Genomic DNA, 23,094 nt, shown 5'->3' on the forward strand with positions numbered 1-23,094 from the left:
GTCACGCGCGCTTTCCCGGACGAGAGCCGTGACACGCGCGATGAAGGGATGTCCGCTTGACGGCGGCCACCGTGCTATGACGCGTGTGAAGCGGACGTCGGCTCGGATAGCGGTCGTCTTCTCGCTTGAAACCACGGGGTCATGCGCGAGATGGCCTCAGTAATCAGATCGCTTGAAACCGCGAAGCTGAACCGAATGAAGCGGTGTCCATCGACCGGGTCGAAGTCGATCCCGGGGGCGGTGGCGACGCCCGTGTCCCGGAGCAGGTCTTCGCAAAAGCCAAGGCTGTCGTCGGTCAGATGACCGATGTCGGCATAGATGTAGAAGGCACCGTCTGGCGGGGCGATCTCGCTCAGGCCGAAGCCAGGCAGCGCGCGCAGCAGCAGATCGCGATTGCGTGCATAGACGGCAACGTGTCGCTCAAGCTCGTCGCGGGAGTCCATCGCGATCAGGCCGGCATGTTGCGCGAGCGACGGCGGCGTCAGGAACAGGTTGCCCATGCGCGCCCGTGCGGCATCGATCAGGTTGGCGGGCACCACGAGCCAGCCCAGACGCCAGCCCGCCATGCTGAAATATTTGGAGAAGCTGTTGACGATCAAAGCGTCGTCCATGTCTTGCAGCAGGCAGCGCGCCGGACCGACATAGCTTAGCCCGTGATAGATCTCATCCGAGATGACGCGGATGCCGCGCCGCCGGCAAACCTGGGCGATGGCCGTCATCTCACCGGGGTCAATGATCGTGCCGGTTGGATTGGCGGGGCTTGCCAGGATCAGGCCATCGGGCGCGTCTTCCAGCGCCTCGATCGAAGCGGCGCTGATCTGGTAGCGTTCGGCCGGGCCGCAGGCGATCTCGACTGGGTCGAGATAGAGCGCCTTCAGCGTGTTGCGGTAGGCGACATAGCCCGGCCGTGCGAGCGCGACGCGCGCACCTGGCTCGAACAGGCAGGAAAGCGCCAGCACGAACGCGGGGGAGGCGCCGCACGTCAGGATGATCTGCTCGGGATCGACGTGAACGTCGTAGCTGTCCCGGTAGTGCCGGGCGATCCGTTCCTTCAGCTTCGGGCTCTCCCAATAGCCCATGCCGTCCTCGTCCAGCACTCTATGAGCGTCGGCTATCGCAGCGCCTGGCGCCCCGGTCGAAGGTTGACCGAATTCCATGTGAATGATCGATCTGCCCTCGACGGCCAGACGATGCGCAATGCGACTGATCGCGATTGCGTGGAACGGTTCGATCTTTGCTACCACGCCGATCCGCTACGAAGCTTGGCCGGACGGCGCAACCTAAAGATGGCGGCGGTCGCCGCCTGTCTGACGTATAAGGGATGGACCAAAAGTCGGGTTCCAGGACGCTTTTCGAGCTAGGCCGACGACCGGCGTGTCGAAGCCCTATCCGTTTGGGGGCCAGCTTCGGCATTGATTGGCGTAGCTTGGATAGATCGCATCCCGCATTCGCCATTACGGTGGGCGCGATAGCAAGAAGGGCCCGTTGTGACAGGTATCGAGCGACGCCAGCTTTGGATCACGGTGCATCGCTATCTCGGGCTCGCAATCCTGCTGTTCCTGATTGCTGCGACGGTGAGCGGCGTGATCCTGAGCTTCGCCCGCCCGCTGGATGCGGCGCTCAATAGCGATCTTTTTGCCGGTCCGACGCAGAGGATCGATCCGCTTCTTGCCGTGCGACACTTGAGCAAGAACCGGCCCGATTTGATCGTCCTGAGCTTCCCCACCCAGCTAGGCGCGAGATCGACCGTCTTGGTGGGCGTCGCCGCGCGGCCCGGGGCGGCCGCGCTCGGCTATGACCAGGTCTTCCTCGATTCGTCCGACGGGCATATTCGCGGCGTTCGGCAGACCGGCCCGGGCTTCGACCGACGCCACCTCGTCGAAGGCATCTTCGCGTTCCATTCCACCTTGCTGTTGGGGACGGTCGGTCGGTGGGTGATGGGTCTGGCTGCGCTCGGCTGGTTGGTCGGCAACCTTGTCGGCATCTATCTGACTCTGCCGGTCAAAGGTGCGTTCTGGAAGCAGTGGAAGCGGATGTGGCAGATGCGTCGCAGCAGTCCGCTGCCGCGCCTCTTGCTCGACCTGCACCGCGCGAGCGGGCTGTGGCTGCTCGTCGGCGTCAGCATCCTCGCTTTCACCTCGGTGGCGATGAACTTCTTCGAGGAGGCGTTCACCCCGATCTTACAAACGCTCTCGCCGGCGCGGCCGTCGCTGTTCGATCGCCCGGCGCGTCCTGCGGCGACGGCGGCTGCACCGCAGATCGACGGGCCCGCCGCGCTCGCGATCGCGGCGACCGCGGCGCGCGCGCAAGGGCTGGGCTGGCGCCCGGCGAAGGTCAGTTTCGTCCCGACCTACGACGTCTATGGCGTGATGTTCACCGACGACGGCTTCGAGAACTATCATCGGCTCGGCCCGATCACGCTTTACGTCGATGCGCAGCGCGGGCCCATCGTCGATCGGGACGACCCCTATTTCGACAGCGGCGGCAGGATGCTCAGCCGCGCGCTCTATCCGCTGCATACCGGGCAGGTCGCCGGGTGGTTCGGGATCGCGATCGTCGTATTGCTCGGCCTGGCGACGCTCGAGATGATCGGGACCGGCCTCTATCTCTGGCTCAAGCGGCGGCCGATGCGGGTGAAAGCGCGCCGTGCGGCACGCGCGGCGTCAGCGCGCTGACGGAGGCGGGAGCTGGAGGTGTTGCGCCACCCAGCGTGCGCCATCCTGCAGCGCAGCGCGGGCAAGCGCAGAAATCTCCATCGCTTCGAGGAAACTGTGCGTCGCGCCGTGATAGACCATGGCCGTCACGGTCCCGTCGGCGGCCCGGATACGGTCGGCGATGGCGAGACTCTGTTCGGTCAGCACGTCGCGTTCGGGGATGATCAGGCAGATCGGCGGCAATCCACTGAGGTCGCTCGCCGCCAGCGGGCAGGCATAGGGATCGCGCGCCTGCGCCGGGTCGGCGAGGTAGTGATCGAAGAAGGTGACCATCTCGGCCTGGGTCAGCACCGCGCCGCGGCCGCCATGCGCCGCTTCTGCTGCGTCCGAACATGCGCCTGAAAAGGCGCCGTAGTTCGACAGGATGGCGCGCAGCGGAACGTTCCCCTCGGCATCGCGCAACCGCAGGCAGGCCGCCAGCGCGAGATTGGCGCCCGCCGAATCGCCGCCGATCGCCACGCGCGCCGGGTCGATCCCGAGGGTCGCGCCCTGCACGCCGATCCAGCCAATCAGGGCGACGATCTGGTCGAGTGCGCGCGGGTATCGCGCTTCGGGCGAAAGCGGATAATCGATTCCGATCACGACGAACTGCCCGCGCGCGGCATATTCGCGCATCAGCCGGTCATGCGTGTCGAGGCTGAAGAAGACGAAGCCCCCGCCGTGGAGATAGAGCAGGGCAGGGGCGCCGGTCTCGGCTACGCCCGCGGGCCGGTGGATCCGAACGCCGACGTGGCCGGCGTTTGTCTCGATCTCGACGTCGCGCCGTTCGGCCATGACGGGGCCGCCTTCGGTCCAGCGGCGGCGGACCTGTTCGGCCACCGCCCGCGCTTCCGGAAAGGAGAGCGTATCGAGCGGTGGATAACGCTGCCAATCGGCATTCACCGTCGCGATGAAATCGGCGATCTCCGCGTCGATCGGTCCCGGCACGTCAGAGATGTCCGTCGAACCAGGCGAGCACGCGGCGCTGGATGTCGGCCTGATGCTCGACTTCATGGAACCAGTGCGGCTCGCGCGGGTAGCGCACCATCTCGGCGGGTTTGCCAAGGAGCTTGAGCCCGCGATAGAATTCGAGCCCGAGCGTGACGGGAACGCGGGTATCCTGTTCGCCGTGGAGCACCAGCACCGGCGTGGTGACGCGCTCGAGCAAGCGGACGGACGAGGTGCGATCGAGCTCGGCGAGATGCGCCGACGGCTCGCCGAAATAGCCGGTCGTGAAATCGGGCGTGTCGGTGATCCGCGCCATCGCGGCCATGTCGGTCGGGCCGGCGCCGACCACCGCCGCCTTGAAGCGATCGCCATGCGTCACCGCCCACGCCGCCATGAAGCCGCCATAGCTCCACCCGCCGATACCGAGCCGCGCGGGATCGGCGATCTTCTGCGCGACGAGCATGTCGACGCCATCGAGCACGTCCTGATAGTCCATCCCGCCCCAGTCATTGCCGACCGCACGCGCGAAGGCGGTGCCTTGGCCGTCCGAGCCGCGCGGATTGGGGAGCAGCACGGCATAGCCATGCGTCGCGAGCATTTGCGCCCATTCGTGCCAGCTCCCGAGCCAGCCCGACCACCACGCCCATTCGGGGCCGCCATGCACTTGGACGACGGTCTTGATCGGCGTTCCCGCGACATAGCCCGGCGGGGTGACGAGTACGCCGTAGACCGGCTTGCCGTCTCTGCTGTTGGTCCAGCCGACCTGGCGGACCTGGCCGAGCTTCCACGCGGCGACCTGCGGGTTGATCGTGGTGATCGGGTGCGCGGTGCCGCCGTCGATCGTCCAGACGTCGGCGGGGCGGTCGGGGCTCGACAGCGCGACCGCTATGCGGCGGCCGTCCCGGCTGAGCGTCAGGTCGGATGCCTCGCCGTCGAGCGCGGCAAGGCGCGTGACGCGCCCGTCGCGCGCGATCCGCACCAGGCGCGACCGCGTCTGCTCGAACGACAGAGCGAGGATCGAGCGGCCATCGGGGGCCCAGCGCGCTTGCGTGAACAGCCCGGGATGATCGTCGGCCAGTGCGGTGAGCGTGTCGGTCCGCAGGTCGTAGAGCCGCACGCCGAGGCCGATAAAGCCCGGCGTGCGGATCACTGGCGCGAGCAGCGTATTGCCATCGGGCGACCAGGCGGGGGCATCGGCGGCATGGTCGATCAGCGGCTTGCCGATCGCGCCGGTGGCGAGATCGAGCAAGGCAACGCGCGCGTGGTAGAATAAGTCGTTGATCGCGCCGCTGTCGACCATGCGCACCGCCATCCGCTTGCCGTCGGGGCTCCACGCGAAATCGGCGACGTTGACGTTCGCCGGCGAGACGCGGCGCGCGGCGTGGCTGGCGAGGTCGAGGATCCACAGCCGGGTCGTGTGGCGGGTCGTGTCCATCTCGACCCAGTCGCGCTTGGCGGCGCGGTCGGCTTTCTCGCTCGCGCTGTCGGGATCGCTTGTGAGGAAGGCGATCTGCCGGCCGTCGGGCGACCAGGCGAAGCCGCCGATGTCGCTCGGCAAAGCGGTGAGCGGCAGCGCCTCGCCGCCGTCGCGCGCGATCAGCCAGAGCTGGCGTGGCGAAACGCTGATGCGATCGGCGGGGTCGAGATCGGAGTTGAAGGCGAGTCCCGTCGGGCTGGCGCTCGCCAGCGGGTTCTTGCGGTCCGACACGAATGCGACCGCCCGCCCGTCGGGCGACCAGCGCGGCGTGTCGTCGGCGCCGGCGCTGGTGACGAAGCGCCGCGCAGGCGCGCGGCCGTCGCTCGGCACGCTATAGATCGTGCGCTGCTCGGGGTTGAAGGTCGCGATCTGCGCCTGGACGGTGAACAGGATGGTCTTGCCGTCGGGCGACAGCTCGACGTCACGCATGTCGCGCAACGCCATGATGTCGGCCGGTGCGATCGGGCCGCCAGCGTCGGCGGTGATCGGGGCGGCACGGATCGACGCGGGGGATGCGAGCGCCAGCGCGGCGAGGAGCGCGAGGACCGGAAACGAGCGATGAGCCAGCGGCATGGTCTGATGAAGTCCTGTCTGGTCAAACGACGGTGCGGCAGGGGAGGCGCCGGGGCAAGCCCGGCGCCTCCCGCCCGTCTGCTAGAAGCCGACGTCTACGCGAAGGCCGTAGGTGCGTGGCCGGATGATCGAATAGGCCGGCGCCGCCTGGTCGGTGAAGGGGGCGTTGAGGATACCGCGCTTGTCGAAGATGTTGTTGACGAAGCCGAGCAACCGCACCTTCTCCATCACGGTCACCGAGGCGCGCGCATCGAACTGGCTGAAATTTCCGCGCGTATTGGTGTTGCCGAACGCGACCGGCGCCGACGAGATGTAGCGGTGCGCGATCTCGAAGGTCGGCGCGAGGGCCTTGTCGGGCAGGTCGAGCACGAGATTGTTGGCGACCGACCATTTCGACGAGCCCGGCAGCGTCGTGCCCGAGGCATAGCCGCCGTTCAGCGCGAAGGTATCGGGCAGGAAGGCGGTCAGCTTCGCCTCCTGATAGGTCACGTTCGAGCTGAAGGTCAGCGCGCGCGTCAGCTTGAGCGTACCCGAAAACTCGACGCCGCCGATATTCGCGCTGCCGGCGTTGGTAACGTACGAATAATAAGACGGCGCCGGGCCGAACAGCCGCGCCTGGATGTTCTTCCAGTCGATCGTGAAGACCGTCGCGTCGATCAGGAGGCGGTTGGCGAACAGGCCGAACTTCACGCCCGCCTCGTAATTGTCGACCTTGTCGCTGTCATACGAAGCGGGGATCGTCGCGAGCAGCCCGGCATTGGGGTTGATCCCGCCGACGCGGAAGCCCTTCGAATAGGTCATATAGGCGAGGAAGCCGGGGACGGGACGGAACGAGATCGTCGCCTTGGGGGTGAAGCCGTTTTCCGTGCGGTTGACGCGACCGGTCGATCCGACCGGGGTGTAGCCGCCGGGATAGCCGCCGAGCGCACCTGCCTGGTTGGTGACGGTCGCCTTTGCCTGCGTATCGTAATAGCGCCCGCCGACGGTGACTTCGAACTGGTCGACCGGGCGCCATGAGAGCTCGCCGAAGATGCCGAGGTCCTTGTTGAACGTGTCGGAAATATAGCCGTAAAGCCGATCGTTCGGGGTCAGCTGCGCGCCGCTATAGCCGCCGAACTGCGCGCGGTTGGCATTGATATAGGCGGCGGCACCCTGCTGGAAAATCTGGTCGTAGCTATACTTCTTGGCGGTCATGTAGCTCGCGCCGACCAGCCAGCGGACCGGGCCGTTGCCCGACGAGGCGAGCCGTGCCTCGACCTGTTTGATATTGGCGCGCGCCTCGCCGAGCGAATAGGCCGCGGCCTGGCCGGTGGTGACGCCGGTGACATAGGCGTAGGGGTAGGAGAAGACGGTCGTGTTCTTCTTCTCGTTGACCGAGCCGAACACGGTAAGATTGGCGAAACCGAGATCCTGGTCGAGCCGCAGCGAATGTAGCTGGAAGCTCGTGCTCTGCGGCTCGTTGCGGCCCGAGAAGCGCTCGAGCTTCGTCGGCGAGGTCAGATAGGTCTGATCCGACAGCTTCGATTCCTGGTAGACGCCGAGATAGGTCAGCTTGGTCCCCACCGCCGGCGTCAGCACGATTGATCCGCGCAGGCCACGCGTGCGGAAGTCGTTGCTGCCCTTGTCGCCGGTGCCGGTATTGTCGAGATAGCCGGCATCGTAGCGCTGCAGCGCCATTACGCGCACTGCGAGCGTATCCTTGATGATCGGCACGTTCAGCATCAGCTTCGCGGCGTAATTGACGTCGCCGTGCGAGTTCTCGGTCGAGCTGACGAGCCCCTCGCCGGCGGCTTCGATTTTGTGCGTATCGGCGGTCTTGACGACGTAATTGACCAACCCGCCGAGCGTCGACGATCCGAACAGCGTCCCCTGCGGCCCGCGCAGCACCTCGACCCGGTCGAGGTCGAACGTGTCGACATCGGGAATGCCGATCGGGAAACCGGGTTCGACCAGCGGGATCTCGTTGAGATAGTAGCCGACGGTCGTCTGGCCCTGCTCGTGATAGGTCGTTGCGGCGATACCGCGGATCACGACTTCGGAGACGCCGGGCTGGTAATCGTTGAACACCACGCCGGGCAGCCGCACGATATAATCCGAGAGGCTGTTGGCATTCGCCTTGGCGAGCTGTTCGCCGGTCACCGCGCTGATCGGCATCGCGACGTCGCGCAGATTTTCCTTCCGCTTGGTCGCGGTGACGACGATGTCGTCCGAGCTGCTGGTGACGGGCTCGGCCGCGACCGGCGCTGCAGAAGTGGTGTTGGTCGCGTCCTGTGCCAGCGCGGGCGTTGCGCCGATCGCCAGAAGCGTTGCGCCTGCCAGCGCCGTCGTACCGAGAAAGTGTCTAGCCATGTGCCGCGTCCCCTTGTGCGGCGACCGAACCCAAAAGGCCCCGATCGCGATGTCGAACCTTCCTGCGGGGACGTCTGCGATCGTTTCGACCGTCCTGACTGTCCTCGAACCGTAACGTCCGGCCAGATTGGCTCCGCAAAAACATCCAGTCTTGCGATGCCGTAGGGACCAAGCGCAATTGGCCGGACTAGGCCGGGGCCACGATCCCGCCCGCGGCGGCGAGCGAGGTCAGCGCGCGCTGCGCTTCCGCTTCGGTCAGACTGGCAAAACCGAGCCGCAGGCCGCGTGGCGCATCGTCGCGGGTGACGAAGGACGCGGAGTGCGCGAGCCGCAATCCGTGCGACGGCGCGGCGGCCTCGATCCGGTCGAGCACGCCTTGCTCTTCGAAGCGGACCCAGAAAGCGAGCCCGCCATCGGGGACACGATAGGTCGCGGCTGCGCCGAAGGTTGCCGACAGCGCATGGTCGAACGCGCTGCGCCGCTTGGCATAGATTTGCGTCGTGCGACGCGCGTGCCGCCGCAGTTCGCCTTCGTCGATCAAATCGGCGGCCGCGTCTTCGGTCAGCGTGTTGCCCATCCCGTCGGTCAGCGAGACGCCATGCGCGACCGCGTCGATGAAGCTCCGCGGTGCAGCGATATAGCCGATCCGCAACGTCGGCAGCAGCAGCTTCGACAGCGATCCGACATAGATCACGCGGTCGGGCGCATAGCTCGCCATCGGCAGCAGCGGCTGCGATTCGAAGTGGAATTCATGGTCGTAATCGTCCTCGATCACCGCGAAGCCGAACTGCCGCGCGAGCTCGAGCACGCGCAGCCGCCGCTCGGGACGCAGCGCTACGGTGGTCGGGAATTGGTGATGCGGCGTCAGGAAGATCGCGCGGACACGGTGCGCGCGGCAGGCGCGCTCGATCTCCTCGACATCGGCGCCGAACGCGTCGAGCCCGACCGGTACCACCTTGGCGCCGAGATCGGTGAAGGCGGCGACCGCCGGCTCATAGGTCAGCGCCTCGACCAGCACGGTGTCGCCCGGGTTCAGCAGGGTGCGCGCGGCGAGGTAGATGCTGTTCTGGCTGCCGCGCGTGATGCAGATATCGTCGGGCGTGACGGCGAGGCCACGCTCGCCGCGCAGCATCGCCGCGATCGCCTCGCGGAGCCGCGGGGATCCGCGCGGATCGCGATATTGCAGACGGTTATCGCGGCTCGCGCGCTGGATCGCGGTGCGATAGGCGCGCGACAGGATGTCGGCCGGGAACAACCGCCCGTCGGGCGCGCCTTCATCGAGCTTCAAGCCCGTACCGCCCGGCAGCGCGAGCGGCCGCTCGGGCGGCGCGCGAAAGCGATATTCGGGTTCGCTCGTCCCGCTCGGCAGCGCGGGGCGGGCAGGGGGCTTGCGCAGATCGGTGATCAGCGCCGCGACGACGGTGCCGCGCGTCCCGTCAGACATCAGCCAGCCCTGCGCGATCAGATCCTCATAGGCGAGCACCACGGTCTTGCGGTTGACGCCGAGGATCGTCGCCAGCTCGCGGCTGCTCGGCAGAAAGGCTTGCGGCGGCAGGCGGCCACGTTCGATCTCATGGATGATCGCGCGGACGATCTGGAGATAGAGCGGGGTCTTGAGCGCGGGGTCGATGCGGCCGAGCGTGATTTTCCATGGTCGCAGCATTGGCCCGTCTTCCCCCTCGATAATCGGGGATCATAGGGGGCCAGGCCGGCGCGGCAATCCCCGATCAGCCGCGCCCGCGACCGAAGCGCCGCATCCATGTCACCAGCGCGGCATCGGGATGCGTCCGCAGGATTTCGGCGAAGGTGTCGTCGGGTTCGTCCTGCCCGAGCTTGAAGCGCCCGGTGAGCGTCGTGACGCGCGCCCGAAAGGCGATGATCGCCGCAGCCATGCCGTGATAGCGCGGGCCGAGCTCGCTTGCCGACCAGCGATCGCCCTCCATCGCCTGCGTCAGCGCGTCGAGCGCGTGCGCGCTTTCGTCGGGCAGGAAGGCGATCTCGGCGGTGATCGCAACCTGCGCGTAATTCCAGGTCGGGCCCCAGTTGCGCCGCCCGGCATGGTCGGGCGAGACATAGCCGTGCGGCCCGTTGACAAGGATCGTCGCGGTCGGATCGCTTGTCAGATGGGCGTGGAGCGGATTGGAGCGCCCCATATGGCCGAGCAGATGCGTCAGCCGCCCGTCAGCGTCATATTCGCCGAGCAACGGCAGCAGGCTTTGCTCGCCGGTGCCGGGCGCGATGACCCAGGCGAGCGGATAGGCCGCGAGCAAGTCACGCACGTCTTGTGCGTCGAAACGGTCGAACAGGCCGGTCATTGGCGGGCGGCTGCCCTATCGCTACAGATCTGGATCACGCTGGCCCCCATGTCGCGGCCAGTGTGCGCAGCGCCGCGCGGGTCGCAAGCGCCAACACGGAGAATCGGTAAGGGCCAGTGCGTTATGCAGCTTGGCTCCACGCGCTTCGACAAACTGGCGGGTCCAGCCGCGGATGCGCTGTGCAACGCTGCGGCGTGGTTGGAGGAACGGCAATGATCGATCGGCGCACGGTGTTGGCAGGCGGGGCAACGGCAGGCGCGCTCGCCTGGCTCTCGGTCGGGCGCGCGCTGGCGATCGAGCGCGTGCTCGATGTCGCCTATGTCAATGCGACCGTCTGGACGGGCGAACGGTCGAATCCGCTGAGCGATGCGATCGGGCTGGTCGGCGATCGTATCGTCGCGGTCGGCGCCGCGGCGGTGAAGGCGGCGATCGGGCGGAGGACTAAGGTGATCGATCTCAAGGGCGCGTTCGTCACGCCGGGCTTCATCGACAATCATACGCATTTCATGATCGGCTCGGCGACGCTGTCGCAACCCGATCTGCTCTCCGCACCCACGATCGACGATTTCGCGGCGCGGCTCGGCAAGGCGGCGCAGGCGCGGCCGGGCAAGTGGATCCTCGGCGGGAGCTGGGACGAACAACGGCTCGGCGGGCAATTGCCGACGCGCGGCTGGATCGATGCCGCGACAGGCGACACGCCGGTCGCGATTCCGCGCACCGATCTCCACATGTATCTGCTCAACAGCGCGGCCCTGAAGGCAGCCGGCATCACGCGCGACACGCCCGACATTGCCGGCGGGGTGATCGTCCGCGACGCCAAGGGCGAGCCGACCGGGATCCTCAAGGACAATGCCAAGACGCTCGCCGAGCGCGTCTTCCCGGTTCCGACGATGGCCGAGCGCGAAGCGACGATGCGCGACGGCATCGCGCACGGCCTGTCGCGCGGCTTCACCCAGGTCCACACGCCCGAGCCGTTCGACTGGACGACCTACGAGACCGCGCGCAGCCTGCGCACCAAGGGCGAGACCGACCTGCGCTTCTATTGCTTCGTGCCGATCCGCGATTGGGAGAAGATGGCGGCGATCGTCGCGGCCGAGGGGCGCGGCGATCAATGGGTGCGCTGGGGCGCGGTCAAGGCGCTGGCCGACGGCTCGCTCGGCTCGCGCACCGCGGTGTTCCGCGAGCCGTATAGCGATGCGCCCGACCAGCGCGGGGTGCGCGTCACCAGTTCGGCGGATCTCACCGCATTCGTTACCGGCGCCGACAAGGCCGGGCTGCACGTCACGACGCACGCGATCGGCGATCTCGCCAATGACGATGTGCTCGACCTCTACGCCGAAGTGACGCGGGCCAATGGCGCGCGCGACCGGCGCTTCCGGATCGAGCATGCGCAGCACCTCTCCGCCGCCGCGATCCCACGCTTCGCGGCGCAGAAGGTGATCGCTTCGGTTCAGCCGTTCCATGCGATCGACGACGGGCGTTGGGCGGTCGACCGGATCGGTGCGGCGCGCTTGCGCGGGACCTATGCGTTCCGATCGCTGATCGACAGCGGCGCGACGGTGACATTCGGGTCGGATTGGCCGGTCGGCCCGCTCGATGCGCTCGAGGGCATCTATGCCGCGACGACGCGCGAGACGATCGACGGCAAGAACCCGGCGGGCTGGCTACCGGCGCAAAAGACCACCGTCGAGCAAGCGCTGACCGCTTACACTGTCAACAACGCCTATGCGGGTTTCCAAGACGGCGTGGTTGGGCAGATAAAGCCGGGCTATCTCGCCGATCTGACGGTTCTCGACGCGAACCTGCTGCGGGTGCCGGTCGAGTCGATCAAGGCAGTCGGGGTGTTGCGCACGATCGTCGGCGGGAGAGAGCGCTTTTCTCGATAGGTGGCTTTACGGTCGCGCGCGGGGGGCGGTGGTCGTCACGTCTGCACTTCCGGCGGCTTCGGGAAGCGGGATTGCAAGTCGTATGTGCGAACATTCGCTCGGCCATGCCCGCGAACGGGGATATCGGGCTATGCAGTGTAATTTCGTCGTCAGCACCAACAGAGGCGCAATCCGCCTTTGGCAACGGAGGGCCGTCAAATTGTAGCGCGCCTGCAAGTTCGCATCCTACCAATATTTGGAGATCGCCCGAAACTGATCGATCGCGTGCTGTGGCCCGTCGCCGTCCTCGGCATGGACCAGACAATGATCGATATGGTCGTTGATGAGCGCGCGCTTGGCGCTGGCGATGGCATTCTCGACCGCCTGAAGCTGCTGCGCGATATCGACGCAGGGCCGCTCGTCCTCGATCATCCCCACGATGCTGCGCAGATGACCGGCAGCCCGGTTCAGCCGCTTGATGATCGCTGGATGCGTGGTGTGAGCATGATGGGCCATATCGCCCTTTAGACCCTGCGCGCCATATCTGTCGAGTATCCCCCAGGGGGGATAGACTCTATCCCCCCTGGGGGATATGGAATGAAGATGCTGAGCGTCCTCGCCAATCGAACCTATCGCCATTTGTTCCTCGCGCAGATCATCGCGCTGATCGGGACCGGCCTTGCAACCGTGGCGCTCGGTCTGCTGGCGTATGACATTGCGGGCGGGAATGCGGGCGCGGTGCTGGGCACGGCACTTGCGATCAAGATGGTCGCGTATATCGGCGTCGCGCCGATCGCCGGCGCGTTCGCCAATCGGGTGCCGCGACGCGCATTGCTCGTCAGCATGGACGCGATCCGTGCCGCGGTCGCGCTCTGCCTGCCGTTCGTCAACCAGGTCTGGGAGGTCTATGTCCTGATCTTCGTCCTGCAATCGGCGTCGGCCGCGTTCACGCCGACCTTCCAGGCGACGATCCCCGAGGTTCTGCCGGAGGAACGCGATTACACGCACGCTTTGTCGCTTTCGCGCCTCGCCTACGACATGGAGAGCCTGACCAGTCCGATCCTGGCAGCGGGGCTGCTCACACTGATAAGCTATCACTGGCTGTTCTCGGGAACGGCAATCGGTTTCGTGGCCTCGGCGCTGCTCGTCGTCTCGACGGTATTGCCCAGGCCGGCGCCCATCGCGGATCAGAGCGGTATCTACGACAAGACGACGCGGGGCACGCGCATCTATCTCGGGACGCCGCGGCTGCGCGGATTGCTGGCGCTGACCCTGGCGTCCGCCGCGGCGAGCGCGATGGTGATCGTCAACACCGTCGTCATCGTGCGGGGCATGGGGTTCAACCAGCGCGACGTCGCCGTCACGCTCGCCGCCTTCGGGGGCGGTTCGATCACCGCGGCGCTCACCCTGCCGCAGATTCTCGACCGCATTGCCGACCGCACGGTGATGATGGTCGCCGCAGTTGTTCTCACGCTCGCGCTCGCTGCGCTTGCGGCGATCACCATGGTGATGACGCTGGGGCCGGCATATTGGCATGTCCTGTTGGTCGGATGGCTGGTCCTGGGCATTGCCTATTCGGCGAGCGTCACGCCGGCGGGACGGCTGCTGCGCCGCTCCGCGAACGCCGACGACCGACCCGCGCTGTTCGCGGCGCAGTTCGCGCTCAGCCATGTCTGCTGGCTGATCTGCTATCCCTTGGTAGGCCAACTCGGCGCGCACGTCGGGATGGCCGCTGCATTCGCGGGTATGGCGGTGGTCGCCGCGATCGGCGTCGTAGCGGCGCTGTTCCTGTGGCCGGCGCACGATCCCGACGTCATCGCGCATGCGCATGGCGACCTTGCCGCCGACGATCCCCATCTGCGCGACCATGCGGAGGGGGATCATGCCTATGTCATCGATCGGCGCCATCCGAAGTGGCCAACCACGTGACGCGCTTGCCGCGACCTGGCGTGCCGCCTAGGCTTGGCGCGATGGCTATCCGTCGTTCCCGCTCTGTATTTCTCGGCGCCGTTCTGGCGGTCGTCGCTGTGTTCGGGATGATGGCTGTGTCGGGGTGGCACACTGCGATGGTCCATGACGACGATGCCATGCATGTCGCCGCAGTCGAGCATGACCACGCCCCATCGCAACCGACCGATCCCGACGCCCCGATCCACCTGCTCGCCCATACGCTAGGGCAGTGGGTGACGATCGCAGAACCGTTCGCGACGCTGATCGTGATCGTGGTCGCCGATCGGAGCTGGTCGGCGCCCGAGGCGAATTTTCGGAGCGGGATCGACCCGGCTGCGCTGTTGCGGCCGCCGCGGGGCTGAGGATCGCCGGCGTTCGTCGCCGACACCTCACTCTACCGCAAAGGACCACCTTATGACCGGCCATTATCGTCGGCGACGCGCGTGTGCGCTCGCCGGCACGCTCGCGGTGCTGTGCCCAGCGGGCGCAGCGTGGGCGCAGACCGCGCCACCCTTCGCGCAGCTTCTGCAGCAGACGCGCGACGTGCCCCGTGTCGCCATCCTCAATGCCGATGTCGCGCGCGCGCGTGGCATCGCCGAGCAGGCGCGTGCGCGCCCCAACCCATCGATCACCGTGTACGCCGAGAATTTTGCGGGCGACCTGTCGGGCAACGCGCGTGATCAGGAGCAGACGACGTTCCAGATCGATCAACCGATCGAGCTGGGCGGCAAGCGGGCGGCGCGGATCGCTGCCGGCGACGCCGGTATCGTCGCGGCAGAGGCGCGTACCCATGACGGACGCCTCGCCTATACGGCCGAGCTGGCGCGGGCCTATGCCAGCGCGGAGATCGCCGATCGCCGGATCGGTCTTGCCGAGGACGAGGTGGAGGAGGCAACGTCCGACCTGAAGGTCGCTCGCGCGCTCGTCGGCGCCGGCAAGGAAGCACGCCTGCGACAGGTGCAGGCCGAAACCGAGCTCAATACGCTCGAAGCGGATCTCGAGACGGCGCGCGCGCAGAACACCGCGGCACTCGCCCGTTTGTCAGCGCTGGCCGGCGTGTCGACGCCGTTCACCGGCGTTGCGGAATCGCTGCTCGATCGTCTCGATGCCCGTCCGGCGACGGGGCCGATCGATCCCCTGCAGGCGACGACGGTGCGTGTCGCGGAAGCTGAACGGGAGGCCGCGGCACGGGCGGTGACGGTGCAACAGCGCCTCGCGATCCCGAACATCACCGCGCAGCTCGGCGTGCGCCAGCTTCGCGTCGCAAGCGGACCGGCGGTCGTCGCCGGCGTCTCGGTTCCGCTGCCGGTGTTCGACCGCAATCGCGGCAACATCGCCGCGGCGCGTGCGGACCTGCAAGGCGCCGAGGCGCGGGCCGCTATGGCCCGGCTCGATGCCGAAGCTGGCACCCACGCCGCATTGGCGTTTGTCGAGGCCGCCGATCGCCGCGCGGCAGCGGCCGACCGCGCGATGCGGACCGCGGGCGAGGGATATCGGCTTGCACGGATCGCCTATGAGGCGGGCAAGTCCCCGCTGATCGAATTGCTCGCCGCGCGCCACAACCTCGGCGCTGCCCGTGGCGTCATTCTCGATGCCGCCATCGCGCGGCTCGACGCCCGCGCCAGTCTCGCCCGCCTTCAGGGCCTCACCATCACCGGAGAACCGGTCCAATGACCGATAAAAATCGCCTCTACACCGGCGCCGCGATCGGGCTGGTCGCCGCAGCTGCGCTCGGCTTCGGCGCCGCGCGGCTCACCCAATCCTCGCCCGCGCCCGCGTCCACGGCCGCCGCGGCATCACCGGCCGCGCCCGTCGACACCGTGACGATGACGCCGCAGGCGGTCGCGACGTCGCAGATCACGGTCGCCCCGGCCGAGACCGGCCAAGTCGACGCCGCCATCCTCGCATCCGCCACGGTCGAGGCGATGCCGGATGCCGAGGCGGTGCTGACCGCCCGAGCGCCGGGCACCGTCACGCGCATCCTGTCGCGGATCGGCGATCCCGTCCGCGCCGGGCAGACGCTGGCGCTGGTCGAAAGCCGCGATGCCTCGCAGATCGCGGCCGACCGCGAGGCGGCATCGGCGCGCGTCACGCTCGCCGCACGGCAGCTTGCCCGCGAACGCACGCTGCTCAACCAGGGTGTCAGCCCGCGCGCCGACTTCGAGTCCGCACAGGCGAGCCTGGCCGTCGCGCAGGCCGATGCCCGTCGCGCGACTGCCGCGGCGGGCGCCGCCCGCGTATCGCGCGATGGTCGTTCCGTCGCGGTCGTCAGCCCCGTGTCGGGGCGGGTGACGCGCGCGGCTGCCAATCTCGGGCAGTTCGTGGCGGCCGAGACCGAGCTGTTCCGCGTGGCCGATCCGCGCCGCCTCCAGATCACCGCCAGCGTGCCGCCCGCAGATGCCGGCCGCATCCGTACGGGCGACCGGGTAATGCTGACCACCAACGAGGGTCAGACGATTGAGGCGCGGGTCCGCGCGGCGACGGGCGTCGTCGATCCGCAATCCCGCGCTGCGACGATCGTCGTGACACCGACCGCGGGCACCAGCACCCTGTCGCCCGGGCAGCTCGTCCAGGCGCGCATTCTTGCGACCGCAGGCGCGGCGCGGATCGGCATCATGGTGCCCCAGGATGCGGTCGAGACGCTGGGACAACAGAGCGTCGTCTTCGTCCGCACTAAGGCCGGCTTCAAAGCGCGACCGATCCGGATCGGCAGTCGGTCGGGCGGCATGGTCGCCGTCGCCGAGGGCCTCGCGGCTGGCACGCCGATCGCGACGGTCAACGCCTTCCTGCTCAAGGCCGAGCTGGAGAAGAATGCGGGAGGCGGCGAATGATCGAACGCATCCTTTCGACCTCGGTGCATCTGCGCTGGCTGGTCGCCTTCCTCACGCTGCTCGTCATCGGCTTCGGTGCGTGGCAGATCACCAAACTGCCGATCGATGCCGTTCCCGACGTCACCAACCGCCAAGTGCAGATCAGCACGTTCGCACCGACGCTCGGGCCGGTCGATATCGAGAAACAGGTCACGTTTCCGGTAGAGACGGCACTGGCCGGCATCCCCGGCCTCGAGATCACCCGGTCGTTCTCGCGCAACGGCTTCAGCCAGGTAACGGCCGTCTTCACCGACGCGACCGATATCTATTTCGCCCGTGCGCAGGTGACCGAGCGCCTCGCCCAGGCGCGCGACAGCCTGCCGGTCGGCGTCCAGCCCAACCTTGCCCCGCTCAGCACCGGTCTTGGCGAGATCTTCTTCTACTCGGTCGCCTTCCGGCATCCCGATGGCAAGGGCGTGAAGATCGTCGACGGCAAGCCCGGTTGGCAGTCGGACGGCAGCTATCTCACGCCCGAGGGCGAGCGGCTGACCACCGAACTGGCCAAGGCGGCCTATCTGCGCACCGTGCAGGACTGGATCATCCGGCCGCAGATGCGAACCGTGAAGGGCGTCGCCGGCGTCGATTCCAACGGCGGCTTCGTCAAACAATATCTGATCGAACCCAACCTCAATGCGCTGGCCGCTTATGGCCTCTCGATCACCGCGCTCGCCGATGCGCTCGAACGCGCCAATCTGTCCGCCGGATCCAACTATGTCCGGCGCGCGGGCGAGAGCTTCCTGGTGCGCGCCGACGCCCGCCTGAAATCGATCGAGGACATCCAGGACGCCGTCGTCGCAACCCGCAACGGCGTGCCCGTGCGGGTGAAGGACGTCGGCCAGGTCGTGATCGGCGGTGCCGTCCGTACCGGCTCCGGCAGCCGGATGGGCGCGGAGGCGGTCATCTCGACCGTGCTGATGCTCGTCGGTGAGAACAGCCGGATCGTCGCGACCAGCGTCGGGGAGAAACTGGGGCAGATCAACAAGGCGCTCCCGCCCGACGTGTTCGCCGAAGCGGTCTATAACCGGTCGAAGCTGGTCAATGCCACGATCGCGACGGTCGAGAAGAACCTGATCGAAGGCGCACTTCTCGTGATCGTTGTGCTGTTCCTGCTACTCGGCAACGTCCGCGCCGTGCTCATCACCGCAGCCGTGATCCCGATCACCATGCTGATGACCGCGGCCGGCATGAACGGGCTGCATGTCTCGGGCAATCTGATGAGTCTGGGCGCACTCGACTTCGGCCTGATCGTCGATGGCGCGGTGATCATCGTCGAGAATGCGCTGCGGCATCTCGCCGAGCGGCAGCACACGGAAGACCGACTGCTCACGCTTCCGGAGCGGGTCGAGGTGACGATCGCCTCGGCGAAGGAGATGATCCGACCGACCGTGTTCGGCCAGCTCATCATCTTCCTCGTCTTCGTGCCGCTGCTCACCTTTCAGGGCGTCGAGGGCAAGACCTTCTCGCCGATGGCGGTGACGCTGATGGTCGCGCTCGCCTCCGCGTTCATCCTGTCGCTGACCTTCGTGCCCGCGATGCTCGCCATCGTCATCACCGGGCGTGTCAGCGAAACCGAAGTGCGGCCGATCCGCTGGTTCAAAGCGAAATATGCCCCGGCGCTCGCCACGGCAATCCGTCGCCCGATGCCCTTCATTCTGGGTGGGGTCGGCGTCTTCGTCGCGGCTGTGCTGTGCTTTACGCTGCTCGGCGAGGAGTTCATGCCGCAGCTCGACGAGAAGGACATCACGGTCACCAACTTCCGCGTGCCTTCCGCTTCGATCGACCAGTCGACCCAGATGCAGCTGCAGATCGAGAATGCGCTGAAGACGCTTCCCGAGGTGGCTTTGGTTTTTTCCAAGAACGGCAATGCCGATCTCGGCACCGATCCGATGCCGCCCAATGCGTCCGATACCTATGTCATCCCCAAGCCCGAGAGCGAATGGCCGACCGAGGTCCATAGCAAGGCCGACATCCTTCGCCGTATCGAAGAGCGGATGAAGCCGCTGATCGGCAACCGGACGGAGATCCAGCAGCCGATCCAGATGCGCTTCAACGAGTTGATCGCGGGCGTCCGGTCCGATGTCGCGATCAAGCTCTATGGCGATGATCTCGACCAGATGACCGAGCAGGCACAGCGCATCGCAGCCACGGTCCGCGCCATCCCCGGTGCGGCAGATGTGAGTGCGGAGCAGACCGACGGCGCGCCGACCTTCGACGTAAAGATCGATCGGCAGGCGGTCGGCCGATACGGGCTCAGCGTCGAGGAGGTCGCGAATACCGTTGCCGCCGCGCTCGGCGGTCGCGAGGCGGGGTTGCTGTTCGAGGGCGATCGGCGCTTTTCGGTGGTGGTCCGTCTGCCTGACGCGCAGCGCGACGATGTCGATGCGCTGGGATCGATCCCCGTCATGCTGCCGGCCGCCGATGGTCAGGTGGCGCGCTCGATCCCGCTGCGCGAGGTTGCCCGGTTCAGCTACACCGAGGGGCTGAACCAGATCAGCCGCGAGAACGGCAAGCGCATGGTGATCGTCCAGGTCAATGTGCGGGGCCGCGACCTCGGTGGTTTCGTCGGGGAGGCGCAGGCGAAGATCGGCCAGATGCAGCTGCCGTCGGGTATGTACACTGCGTGGGGCGGCACGTTCGAGAGCCTGCCATCGGCGCGGCTGCGGCTGATGATCGTCGTGCCGATCTGCTTCCTCGCCATCTATGCGCTGCTCTATCTCGCGCTGGGTGGTTTCATGCCCGCGCTGATCGTGTTCAGCGCGGTGCCTATGGCATTGGCAGGCGGGGTGTTCGCGCTGCTGCTGCGCGGTATCCCGTTCTCGATCACCGCCGCGGTCGGGTTCATCGCGCTGTCGGGCGTGGCGGTCCTCAACGGGCTCGTGATGATGAGCGCGATCCGGAATCATCGCGACGACGGCGAGGACGATGACCAGGCTATCGCGGATGGTGCGATGGAGCGCGTACGTCCGGTGCTGATGACCGCGTTGGTGGCCAGCCTGGGGTTCGTGCCGATGGCCCTGGCCACCGGCACGGAGGTGCAGCGGCCGTTGGCGACCGTCGTTATCGGCGGTCTCATCACGTCGACCGCGCTGACGCTGCTGGTGCTGCCGGCGATCACGGCCTGGGTGTCGCGGATCGCAGGCCGCAGGGTGGAAGCGCGCGTGTTGTCGAGCACCGTGCGGGCCTGATCCTTGGGGTAAGCCGCTCCGGACGCCGCTGGGCGGCTTTCGGGGCGGTAGCCTTCCGCGTCGTGACCACGATTATTGTGCTTTCGCGAACCCGCGGGTGATGTTGGTTGCCTGCTGCGGCAACACGTGAGCGTCCGGTCGGCGCTGAAGCGGCATTATCGCGACGGCGAGATCAGACCGAGCCAGGCCACCAGCAGCAGGATGACGATGGCGAGGCCCGTTTCGGCGAGCAGGCTGATCCGGATCGCGGCTTGTGTCCCCGCGCCAGTCGCGAGGCGCGGCGTGAGGCGAAAGCGATTCAGGGCCGCAAGCAGCAGCATCGCCACGAACGCGGTCAGCTTCGCAAGCAGCAACGTGCGATAGGTATCGAGCGGCAGCACCCCGCTGCCCGAGCGGATCAGCAGGAACCAACCGCTTGCCGCCCCGGATGCGACCAGCACCGCGACGGTCGCGGTGCCGATGCGCGCGAACCTGCGGAGCGCATAGGCCGCTTGCTGGCGCGGCGTTTCGCTTTGCCAGCTCCGCAGCACGAGCAGGAGGAAGCCGAGCAGCGCACCCGCCCATGTTCCGGCGGCGAGCAGATGCGCGATATCCGCCGCCAGATGCACCCATCCGGCAGCACCGTCGTCCATCGTGCCGTGGCCGGTCCAGGCCAGCGTCGCGACCGCCACACCGGCCGCGAGCGTGCCGACGACAAAGCCGGCGTGTCGGGCCGGCAGCAGCGTCGCCAGTGCGCACACCAGCAAGGCCGCGATCCGGACCTGGAAAGCGATGCCGACGGCGGTGCCGGTGGCGATCTGGCCGATCAGATCGCGATCGACCATGCCGATCGACGTGCCCGCCATCGCCGCGACCAGCGCGAGGAACGCCCACGCCGTCAGCGGCAGGCCGGCGAGGGCAAGCGCCGCCAGCCACCAGCGCACGGCTCGCCCCGTGGGAGCGAGCCGATCGCGCGGCGTCAGGCCGTAGAGCGCGAACGCATTCAATCCGAACAGCGGCAGCACATCGAGGTAGATCGCGAAGCGCGACCACAGTGCCGGATCGATCGTCACGCCTTACTGCACCTTGAAGCGATAGCTGCCCTCGATGCGGTGCGTGTCGGTGGAGACGACATGATAGGTGAAGGTATAGCCGCCCTTGGGCAGCGGCTTGGGCAGCGTCGCGATCAGGCTGTCGCCCGTCGCGCCGACGGTGGTGGTGAGCTTCATCTTCATCGGCGCGTGCATCGTCATGCCGGGCATTTCGGTCATCATCAGCTCGGCCCCGGCCATCGGCGCGAGGAGCTTTTCGGAGAATTTGAGTTCGATCCGATCGACCGGTGCGACGACCGCGTCGGCGGCCGGGGTGCTCGACAGCAGCTTGGGGTGCGCGAACGCCGGTGCCGAAACGAGCAGGGCGGGGAGGAGGATGGCGGAAAGGCGGCGCATGCGGATATCCTTCACGTTGGTCTGGCTACGGTGGGGTCTGGCTACGGTGGCGATACGCAGCGCACGTCGGCACCCCTCACATTTTTTCGCGAGGGGACGCGCGCCGCTGTGCGTATGATGGGGCAGGAGGTTGCAATGCCGATCGATGATATTCTGCACGCACTCGCCGCGTCGCCGCCGCCAGTGGCGCTCGACGGGCTGGAAGAGGGTGTGTTCGCGACCATCCGCAGCGAGGCGCGGATGCGCCGGACGGGCCGCAACGGGCTGGCCGCGGTGGTCTGCGCGGCGAGCCTAGCGGGCGTGGCGAGCGCCGCTCTGCCGGCTGCGCGCGGCGGTGGCGACGGCGCGTCGCTGGGCACCACCGCGCTCGCGCCGTCGAGCCTGCTGGTCGGCGCTTCCGAATGAGGCGGGGCGGGTGGCTCGTCGCCGCGATGATCCTCGCCTTCGCGGCGGCGGTCGCGGGGGTCGGGGTGGGGCGGTTGATCTGGCCGGCGCCGCATAACGACGGGAGCGGGCTGCACCGCCTGCTCCACCATCAGCTCGATCTCGATGCGGCACAGACGGCGCAGCTTGAAACGCTGGAGCAGCGCTATGCGGCGCGGCGCAAGGCGCTCGAGGCGGAGATGCGCGCCGACAACGCCCGGCTCGCCGCCGCGATCGCGGTGGAACATGGCTACGGGCCGCGGGTCGATGCCGCGGTGACCGCCTCGCACATGGCGATGGGCACGCTCCAGAAGGAAACGCTGGCGCACGTCTTTGCCATGCGCAAGCTGCTCCGGCCCGATCAGGCGGCGCGGTTCGACGCGGCGGTGGCGAAGAGCCTGACCCCGACCGAACGGTGACGAACGATCTCGCGAACCTTGACGACGGCGCGCTGGTCGGCATGCCGCCGGCGCGTCGCGACGCGGCGTTTCGCGAGATCATGCGGCGCCATCGCGAGCCGCTCTATCGCCTCGTGCGCGGGTTGACCGGCGACCCGGAGGAAGCGCTCGACATCGTGCAGGAGGTGTTCGCCAGCGCTTATCGGCATCTGCACCGCTTCGATCCGGCGCGGCCGCTGCGGCCGTGGCTCGCGCGGATCGCGATTAATCGCAGCCGCGACTGGCATCGCCGCCGCCGGCTGCGCCGTTTCCTCGGGCTGGGCCTCGACGCGACCGAGATGGTCGCCGACGATGCGCCCTTGGCCGATGCGGCGCTCGCCGCGCGGCAGCGGCTCGATCTGGCGTGGCGGGCGATCGCGCGCTTGCCGGCGCCGCTGCGCGAGACCTTGCTGTTGCGCACCGTTGAGGGGCTGAGCCAGGCGGAGACCGCGGAGATCCTGTCGATCACCCCCAAGGCGGTCGAGACGCGGCTGTACCGGGCGCGGGCGCAGCTCGCCGCGATGCTCGGCGATGAGGGATGATGCGCTGGCGTGCGTAGAGGGTGCGTAACGGAAGGATTGG

At 67.6% G+C, this 23,094-nt stretch carries 20 protein-coding genes; 11 read left to right on the forward strand and 9 right to left on the reverse strand.

Going from position 1 to position 23,094, the window contains the following annotated elements; translation table 11 throughout:
- Positions 1 to 74 precede the first annotated feature (74 nt).
- Positions 75 to 1,244 (reverse strand): aminotransferase class I/II-fold pyridoxal phosphate-dependent enzyme, encoded by a 1,170-nt coding sequence (locus EAH76_RS22160; RefSeq protein ID WP_140852441.1) that lies wholly within the window; start codon positions 1,242 to 1,244, stop codon positions 75 to 77.
- Between the two features lie 243 nt (positions 1,245 to 1,487).
- On the opposite strand from EAH76_RS22160, the gene EAH76_RS22165 reads away from it, so the two are divergent.
- A complete protein-coding gene (locus EAH76_RS22165) occupies positions 1,488 to 2,675 on the forward strand; it encodes a PepSY-associated TM helix domain-containing protein (protein WP_140852442.1) in 1,188 nt (395 codons plus the stop codon).
- Here EAH76_RS22165 and EAH76_RS22170 read toward each other — a convergent pair.
- The 5 genes from EAH76_RS22170 to EAH76_RS22190 form a co-directional block, all read right to left on the reverse strand.
- Positions 2,664 to 3,641 carry an alpha/beta hydrolase fold domain-containing protein gene (locus EAH76_RS22170; protein ID WP_206667921.1) on the reverse strand — a complete coding sequence of 326 codons (978 nt, stop codon included), beginning with the start codon at positions 3,639 to 3,641 and terminating at the stop codon, positions 2,664 to 2,666. The genes EAH76_RS22165 and EAH76_RS22170 overlap by 12 nt on opposite strands.
- Before the next feature lies 1 nt (position 3,642).
- A complete protein-coding gene (locus EAH76_RS22175) occupies positions 3,643 to 5,691 on the reverse strand; it encodes a S9 family peptidase (RefSeq protein WP_140852444.1) in 2,049 nt (682 codons plus the stop codon).
- Positions 5,692 to 5,772: 81 nt separating this feature from the next.
- Positions 5,773 to 8,040 (reverse strand): TonB-dependent receptor, encoded by a 2,268-nt coding sequence (locus EAH76_RS22180; RefSeq protein WP_140852445.1) that lies wholly within the window; start codon positions 8,038 to 8,040, stop codon positions 5,773 to 5,775.
- A gap of 187 nt (positions 8,041 to 8,227) precedes the next feature.
- Positions 8,228 to 9,703 carry a PLP-dependent aminotransferase family protein gene (locus EAH76_RS22185; protein ID WP_140852446.1) on the reverse strand — a complete coding sequence of 492 codons (1,476 nt, stop codon included), beginning with the start codon at positions 9,701 to 9,703 and terminating at the stop codon, positions 8,228 to 8,230.
- 64 nt (positions 9,704 to 9,767) lie between these two features.
- Entirely contained in the window at positions 9,768 to 10,355 is a 588-nt protein-coding gene (locus EAH76_RS22190) for an FMN-binding negative transcriptional regulator (protein WP_140852447.1), read from the reverse strand.
- A 212-nt stretch (positions 10,356 to 10,567) separates the two neighbouring features.
- Here EAH76_RS22190 and EAH76_RS22195 point away from each other — a divergent pair, with 212 nt between their 5' ends.
- Positions 10,568 to 12,241 (forward strand): amidohydrolase, encoded by a 1,674-nt coding sequence (locus EAH76_RS22195; protein ID WP_140852448.1) that lies wholly within the window; start codon positions 10,568 to 10,570, stop codon positions 12,239 to 12,241.
- Positions 12,242 to 12,323: 82 nt separating this feature from the next.
- Positions 12,324 to 12,446 (forward strand): hypothetical protein, encoded by a 123-nt coding sequence (locus EAH76_RS22200; protein WP_140852449.1) that lies wholly within the window; start codon positions 12,324 to 12,326, stop codon positions 12,444 to 12,446.
- A gap of 20 nt (positions 12,447 to 12,466) precedes the next feature.
- On the opposite strand, the gene EAH76_RS22205 is transcribed toward EAH76_RS22200, so the two are convergent.
- Entirely contained in the window at positions 12,467 to 12,736 is a 270-nt protein-coding gene (locus EAH76_RS22205) for a metal-sensing transcriptional repressor (protein WP_140852450.1), read from the reverse strand.
- Between the two features lie 81 nt (positions 12,737 to 12,817).
- On the opposite strand from EAH76_RS22205, the gene EAH76_RS22210 reads away from it, so the two are divergent.
- Genes EAH76_RS22210 through EAH76_RS22230 form a run of 5 tightly spaced genes read left to right on the forward strand, consistent with a single transcriptional unit; the run spans position 12,818 to position 20,225 of the window.
- On the forward strand, positions 12,818 to 14,149 hold the full coding sequence (locus tag EAH76_RS22210; RefSeq protein WP_431358012.1) for an MFS transporter: 1,332 nt from the start codon (positions 12,818 to 12,820) through the stop codon (positions 14,147 to 14,149).
- A gap of 41 nt (positions 14,150 to 14,190) precedes the next feature.
- On the forward strand, positions 14,191 to 14,532 hold the full coding sequence (locus tag EAH76_RS22215) for a hypothetical protein (RefSeq protein WP_140852451.1): 342 nt from the start codon (positions 14,191 to 14,193) through the stop codon (positions 14,530 to 14,532).
- Between the two features lie 52 nt (positions 14,533 to 14,584).
- A complete protein-coding gene (locus EAH76_RS22220) occupies positions 14,585 to 15,844 on the forward strand; it encodes a TolC family protein (RefSeq protein ID WP_140852452.1) in 1,260 nt (419 codons plus the stop codon).
- A complete protein-coding gene (locus EAH76_RS22225; protein ID WP_140852453.1) occupies positions 15,841 to 17,001 on the forward strand; it encodes an efflux RND transporter periplasmic adaptor subunit in 1,161 nt (386 codons plus the stop codon). Before EAH76_RS22220 ends, EAH76_RS22225 begins: the two co-directional genes overlap by 4 nt.
- Positions 16,998 to 20,225 (forward strand): efflux RND transporter permease subunit, encoded by a 3,228-nt coding sequence (locus EAH76_RS22230; protein WP_140852454.1) that lies wholly within the window; start codon positions 16,998 to 17,000, stop codon positions 20,223 to 20,225. The genes EAH76_RS22225 and EAH76_RS22230 overlap by 4 nt, the downstream gene beginning before the upstream one ends.
- Before the next feature lie 155 nt (positions 20,226 to 20,380).
- Here EAH76_RS22230 and copD read toward each other — a convergent pair whose 3' ends face one another.
- Together copD and copC are read right to left on the reverse strand one after the other, a co-directional pair.
- On the reverse strand, positions 20,381 to 21,277 hold the full coding sequence (copD, locus tag EAH76_RS22235) for a copper homeostasis membrane protein CopD (RefSeq protein ID WP_140852455.1): 897 nt from the start codon (positions 21,275 to 21,277) through the stop codon (positions 20,381 to 20,383).
- Between the two features lie 3 nt (positions 21,278 to 21,280).
- A complete protein-coding gene (gene copC, locus EAH76_RS22240) occupies positions 21,281 to 21,652 on the reverse strand; it encodes a copper homeostasis periplasmic binding protein CopC (RefSeq protein WP_140852456.1) in 372 nt (123 codons plus the stop codon).
- Positions 21,653 to 21,787: 135 nt separating this feature from the next.
- Here copC and EAH76_RS22245 point away from each other — a divergent pair, with 135 nt between their 5' ends.
- Genes EAH76_RS22245 through EAH76_RS22255 form a run of 3 tightly spaced genes read left to right on the forward strand, consistent with a single transcriptional unit; the run spans position 21,788 to position 23,054 of the window.
- Positions 21,788 to 22,057: a hypothetical protein gene (locus tag EAH76_RS22245; protein WP_140852457.1), complete on the forward strand. Its 270-nt coding sequence runs from the start codon at positions 21,788 to 21,790 to the stop codon at positions 22,055 to 22,057.
- A complete protein-coding gene (locus tag EAH76_RS22250) occupies positions 22,054 to 22,494 on the forward strand; it encodes a periplasmic heavy metal sensor (RefSeq protein WP_140852458.1) in 441 nt (146 codons plus the stop codon). The genes EAH76_RS22245 and EAH76_RS22250 overlap by 4 nt, the downstream gene beginning before the upstream one ends.
- The gene (locus EAH76_RS22255) at positions 22,491 to 23,054 is read left to right on the forward strand and encodes an RNA polymerase sigma factor (protein ID WP_431358013.1); all 564 of its coding nucleotides are present in this window, start codon (positions 22,491 to 22,493) and stop codon (positions 23,052 to 23,054) included. Before EAH76_RS22250 ends, EAH76_RS22255 begins: the two co-directional genes overlap by 4 nt.
- Positions 23,055 to 23,094 lie beyond the last annotated feature (40 nt).

Origin of the sequence: Sphingomonas glacialis, assembly GCF_006439055.1 — a bacterium.
In the GTDB taxonomy this organism is placed as follows: Bacteria; Pseudomonadota; Alphaproteobacteria; order Sphingomonadales; family Sphingomonadaceae; genus Sphingomonas; species Sphingomonas glacialis_A.

What these genes read in the sequence shown, in the direction of transcription:
- EAH76_RS22205 (WP_140852450.1), bottom strand. Translation starts at nt 12,736, where the DNA reads ATGGCCCATCATGCTCACACCACGCATCCAGCGATCATCAAGCGGCTG.
- EAH76_RS22225 (WP_140852453.1), top strand. Translation starts at nt 15,841, where the DNA reads ATGACCGATAAAAATCGCCTCTACACCGGCGCCGCGATCGGGCTGGTC.
- EAH76_RS22200 (WP_140852449.1), top strand. Translation starts at nt 12,324, where the DNA reads ATGTGCGAACATTCGCTCGGCCATGCCCGCGAACGGGGATATCGGGCT.
- EAH76_RS22220 (WP_140852452.1), top strand. Translation starts at nt 14,585, where the DNA reads ATGACCGGCCATTATCGTCGGCGACGCGCGTGTGCGCTCGCCGGCACG.
- EAH76_RS22245 (WP_140852457.1), top strand. Translation starts at nt 21,788, where the DNA reads ATGCCGATCGATGATATTCTGCACGCACTCGCCGCGTCGCCGCCGCCA.
- EAH76_RS22185 (WP_140852446.1), bottom strand. Translation starts at nt 9,703, where the DNA reads ATGCTGCGACCATGGAAAATCACGCTCGGCCGCATCGACCCCGCGCTC.
- EAH76_RS22195 (WP_140852448.1), top strand. Translation starts at nt 10,568, where the DNA reads ATGATCGATCGGCGCACGGTGTTGGCAGGCGGGGCAACGGCAGGCGCG.
- EAH76_RS22230 (WP_140852454.1), top strand. Translation starts at nt 16,998, where the DNA reads ATGATCGAACGCATCCTTTCGACCTCGGTGCATCTGCGCTGGCTGGTC.
- EAH76_RS22180 (WP_140852445.1), bottom strand. Translation starts at nt 8,040, where the DNA reads ATGGCTAGACACTTTCTCGGTACGACGGCGCTGGCAGGCGCAACGCTT.
- EAH76_RS22250 (WP_140852458.1), top strand. Translation starts at nt 22,054, where the DNA reads ATGAGGCGGGGCGGGTGGCTCGTCGCCGCGATGATCCTCGCCTTCGCG.
- EAH76_RS22190 (WP_140852447.1), bottom strand. Translation starts at nt 10,355, where the DNA reads ATGACCGGCCTGTTCGACCGTTTCGACGCACAAGACGTGCGTGACTTG.
- EAH76_RS22175 (WP_140852444.1), bottom strand. Translation starts at nt 5,691, where the DNA reads ATGCCGCTGGCTCATCGCTCGTTTCCGGTCCTCGCGCTCCTCGCCGCG.
- EAH76_RS22215 (WP_140852451.1), top strand. Translation starts at nt 14,191, where the DNA reads ATGGCTATCCGTCGTTCCCGCTCTGTATTTCTCGGCGCCGTTCTGGCG.
- EAH76_RS22210 (WP_431358012.1), top strand. Translation starts at nt 12,818, where the DNA reads ATGAAGATGCTGAGCGTCCTCGCCAATCGAACCTATCGCCATTTGTTC.
- copC (WP_140852456.1), bottom strand. Translation starts at nt 21,652, where the DNA reads ATGCGCCGCCTTTCCGCCATCCTCCTCCCCGCCCTGCTCGTTTCGGCA.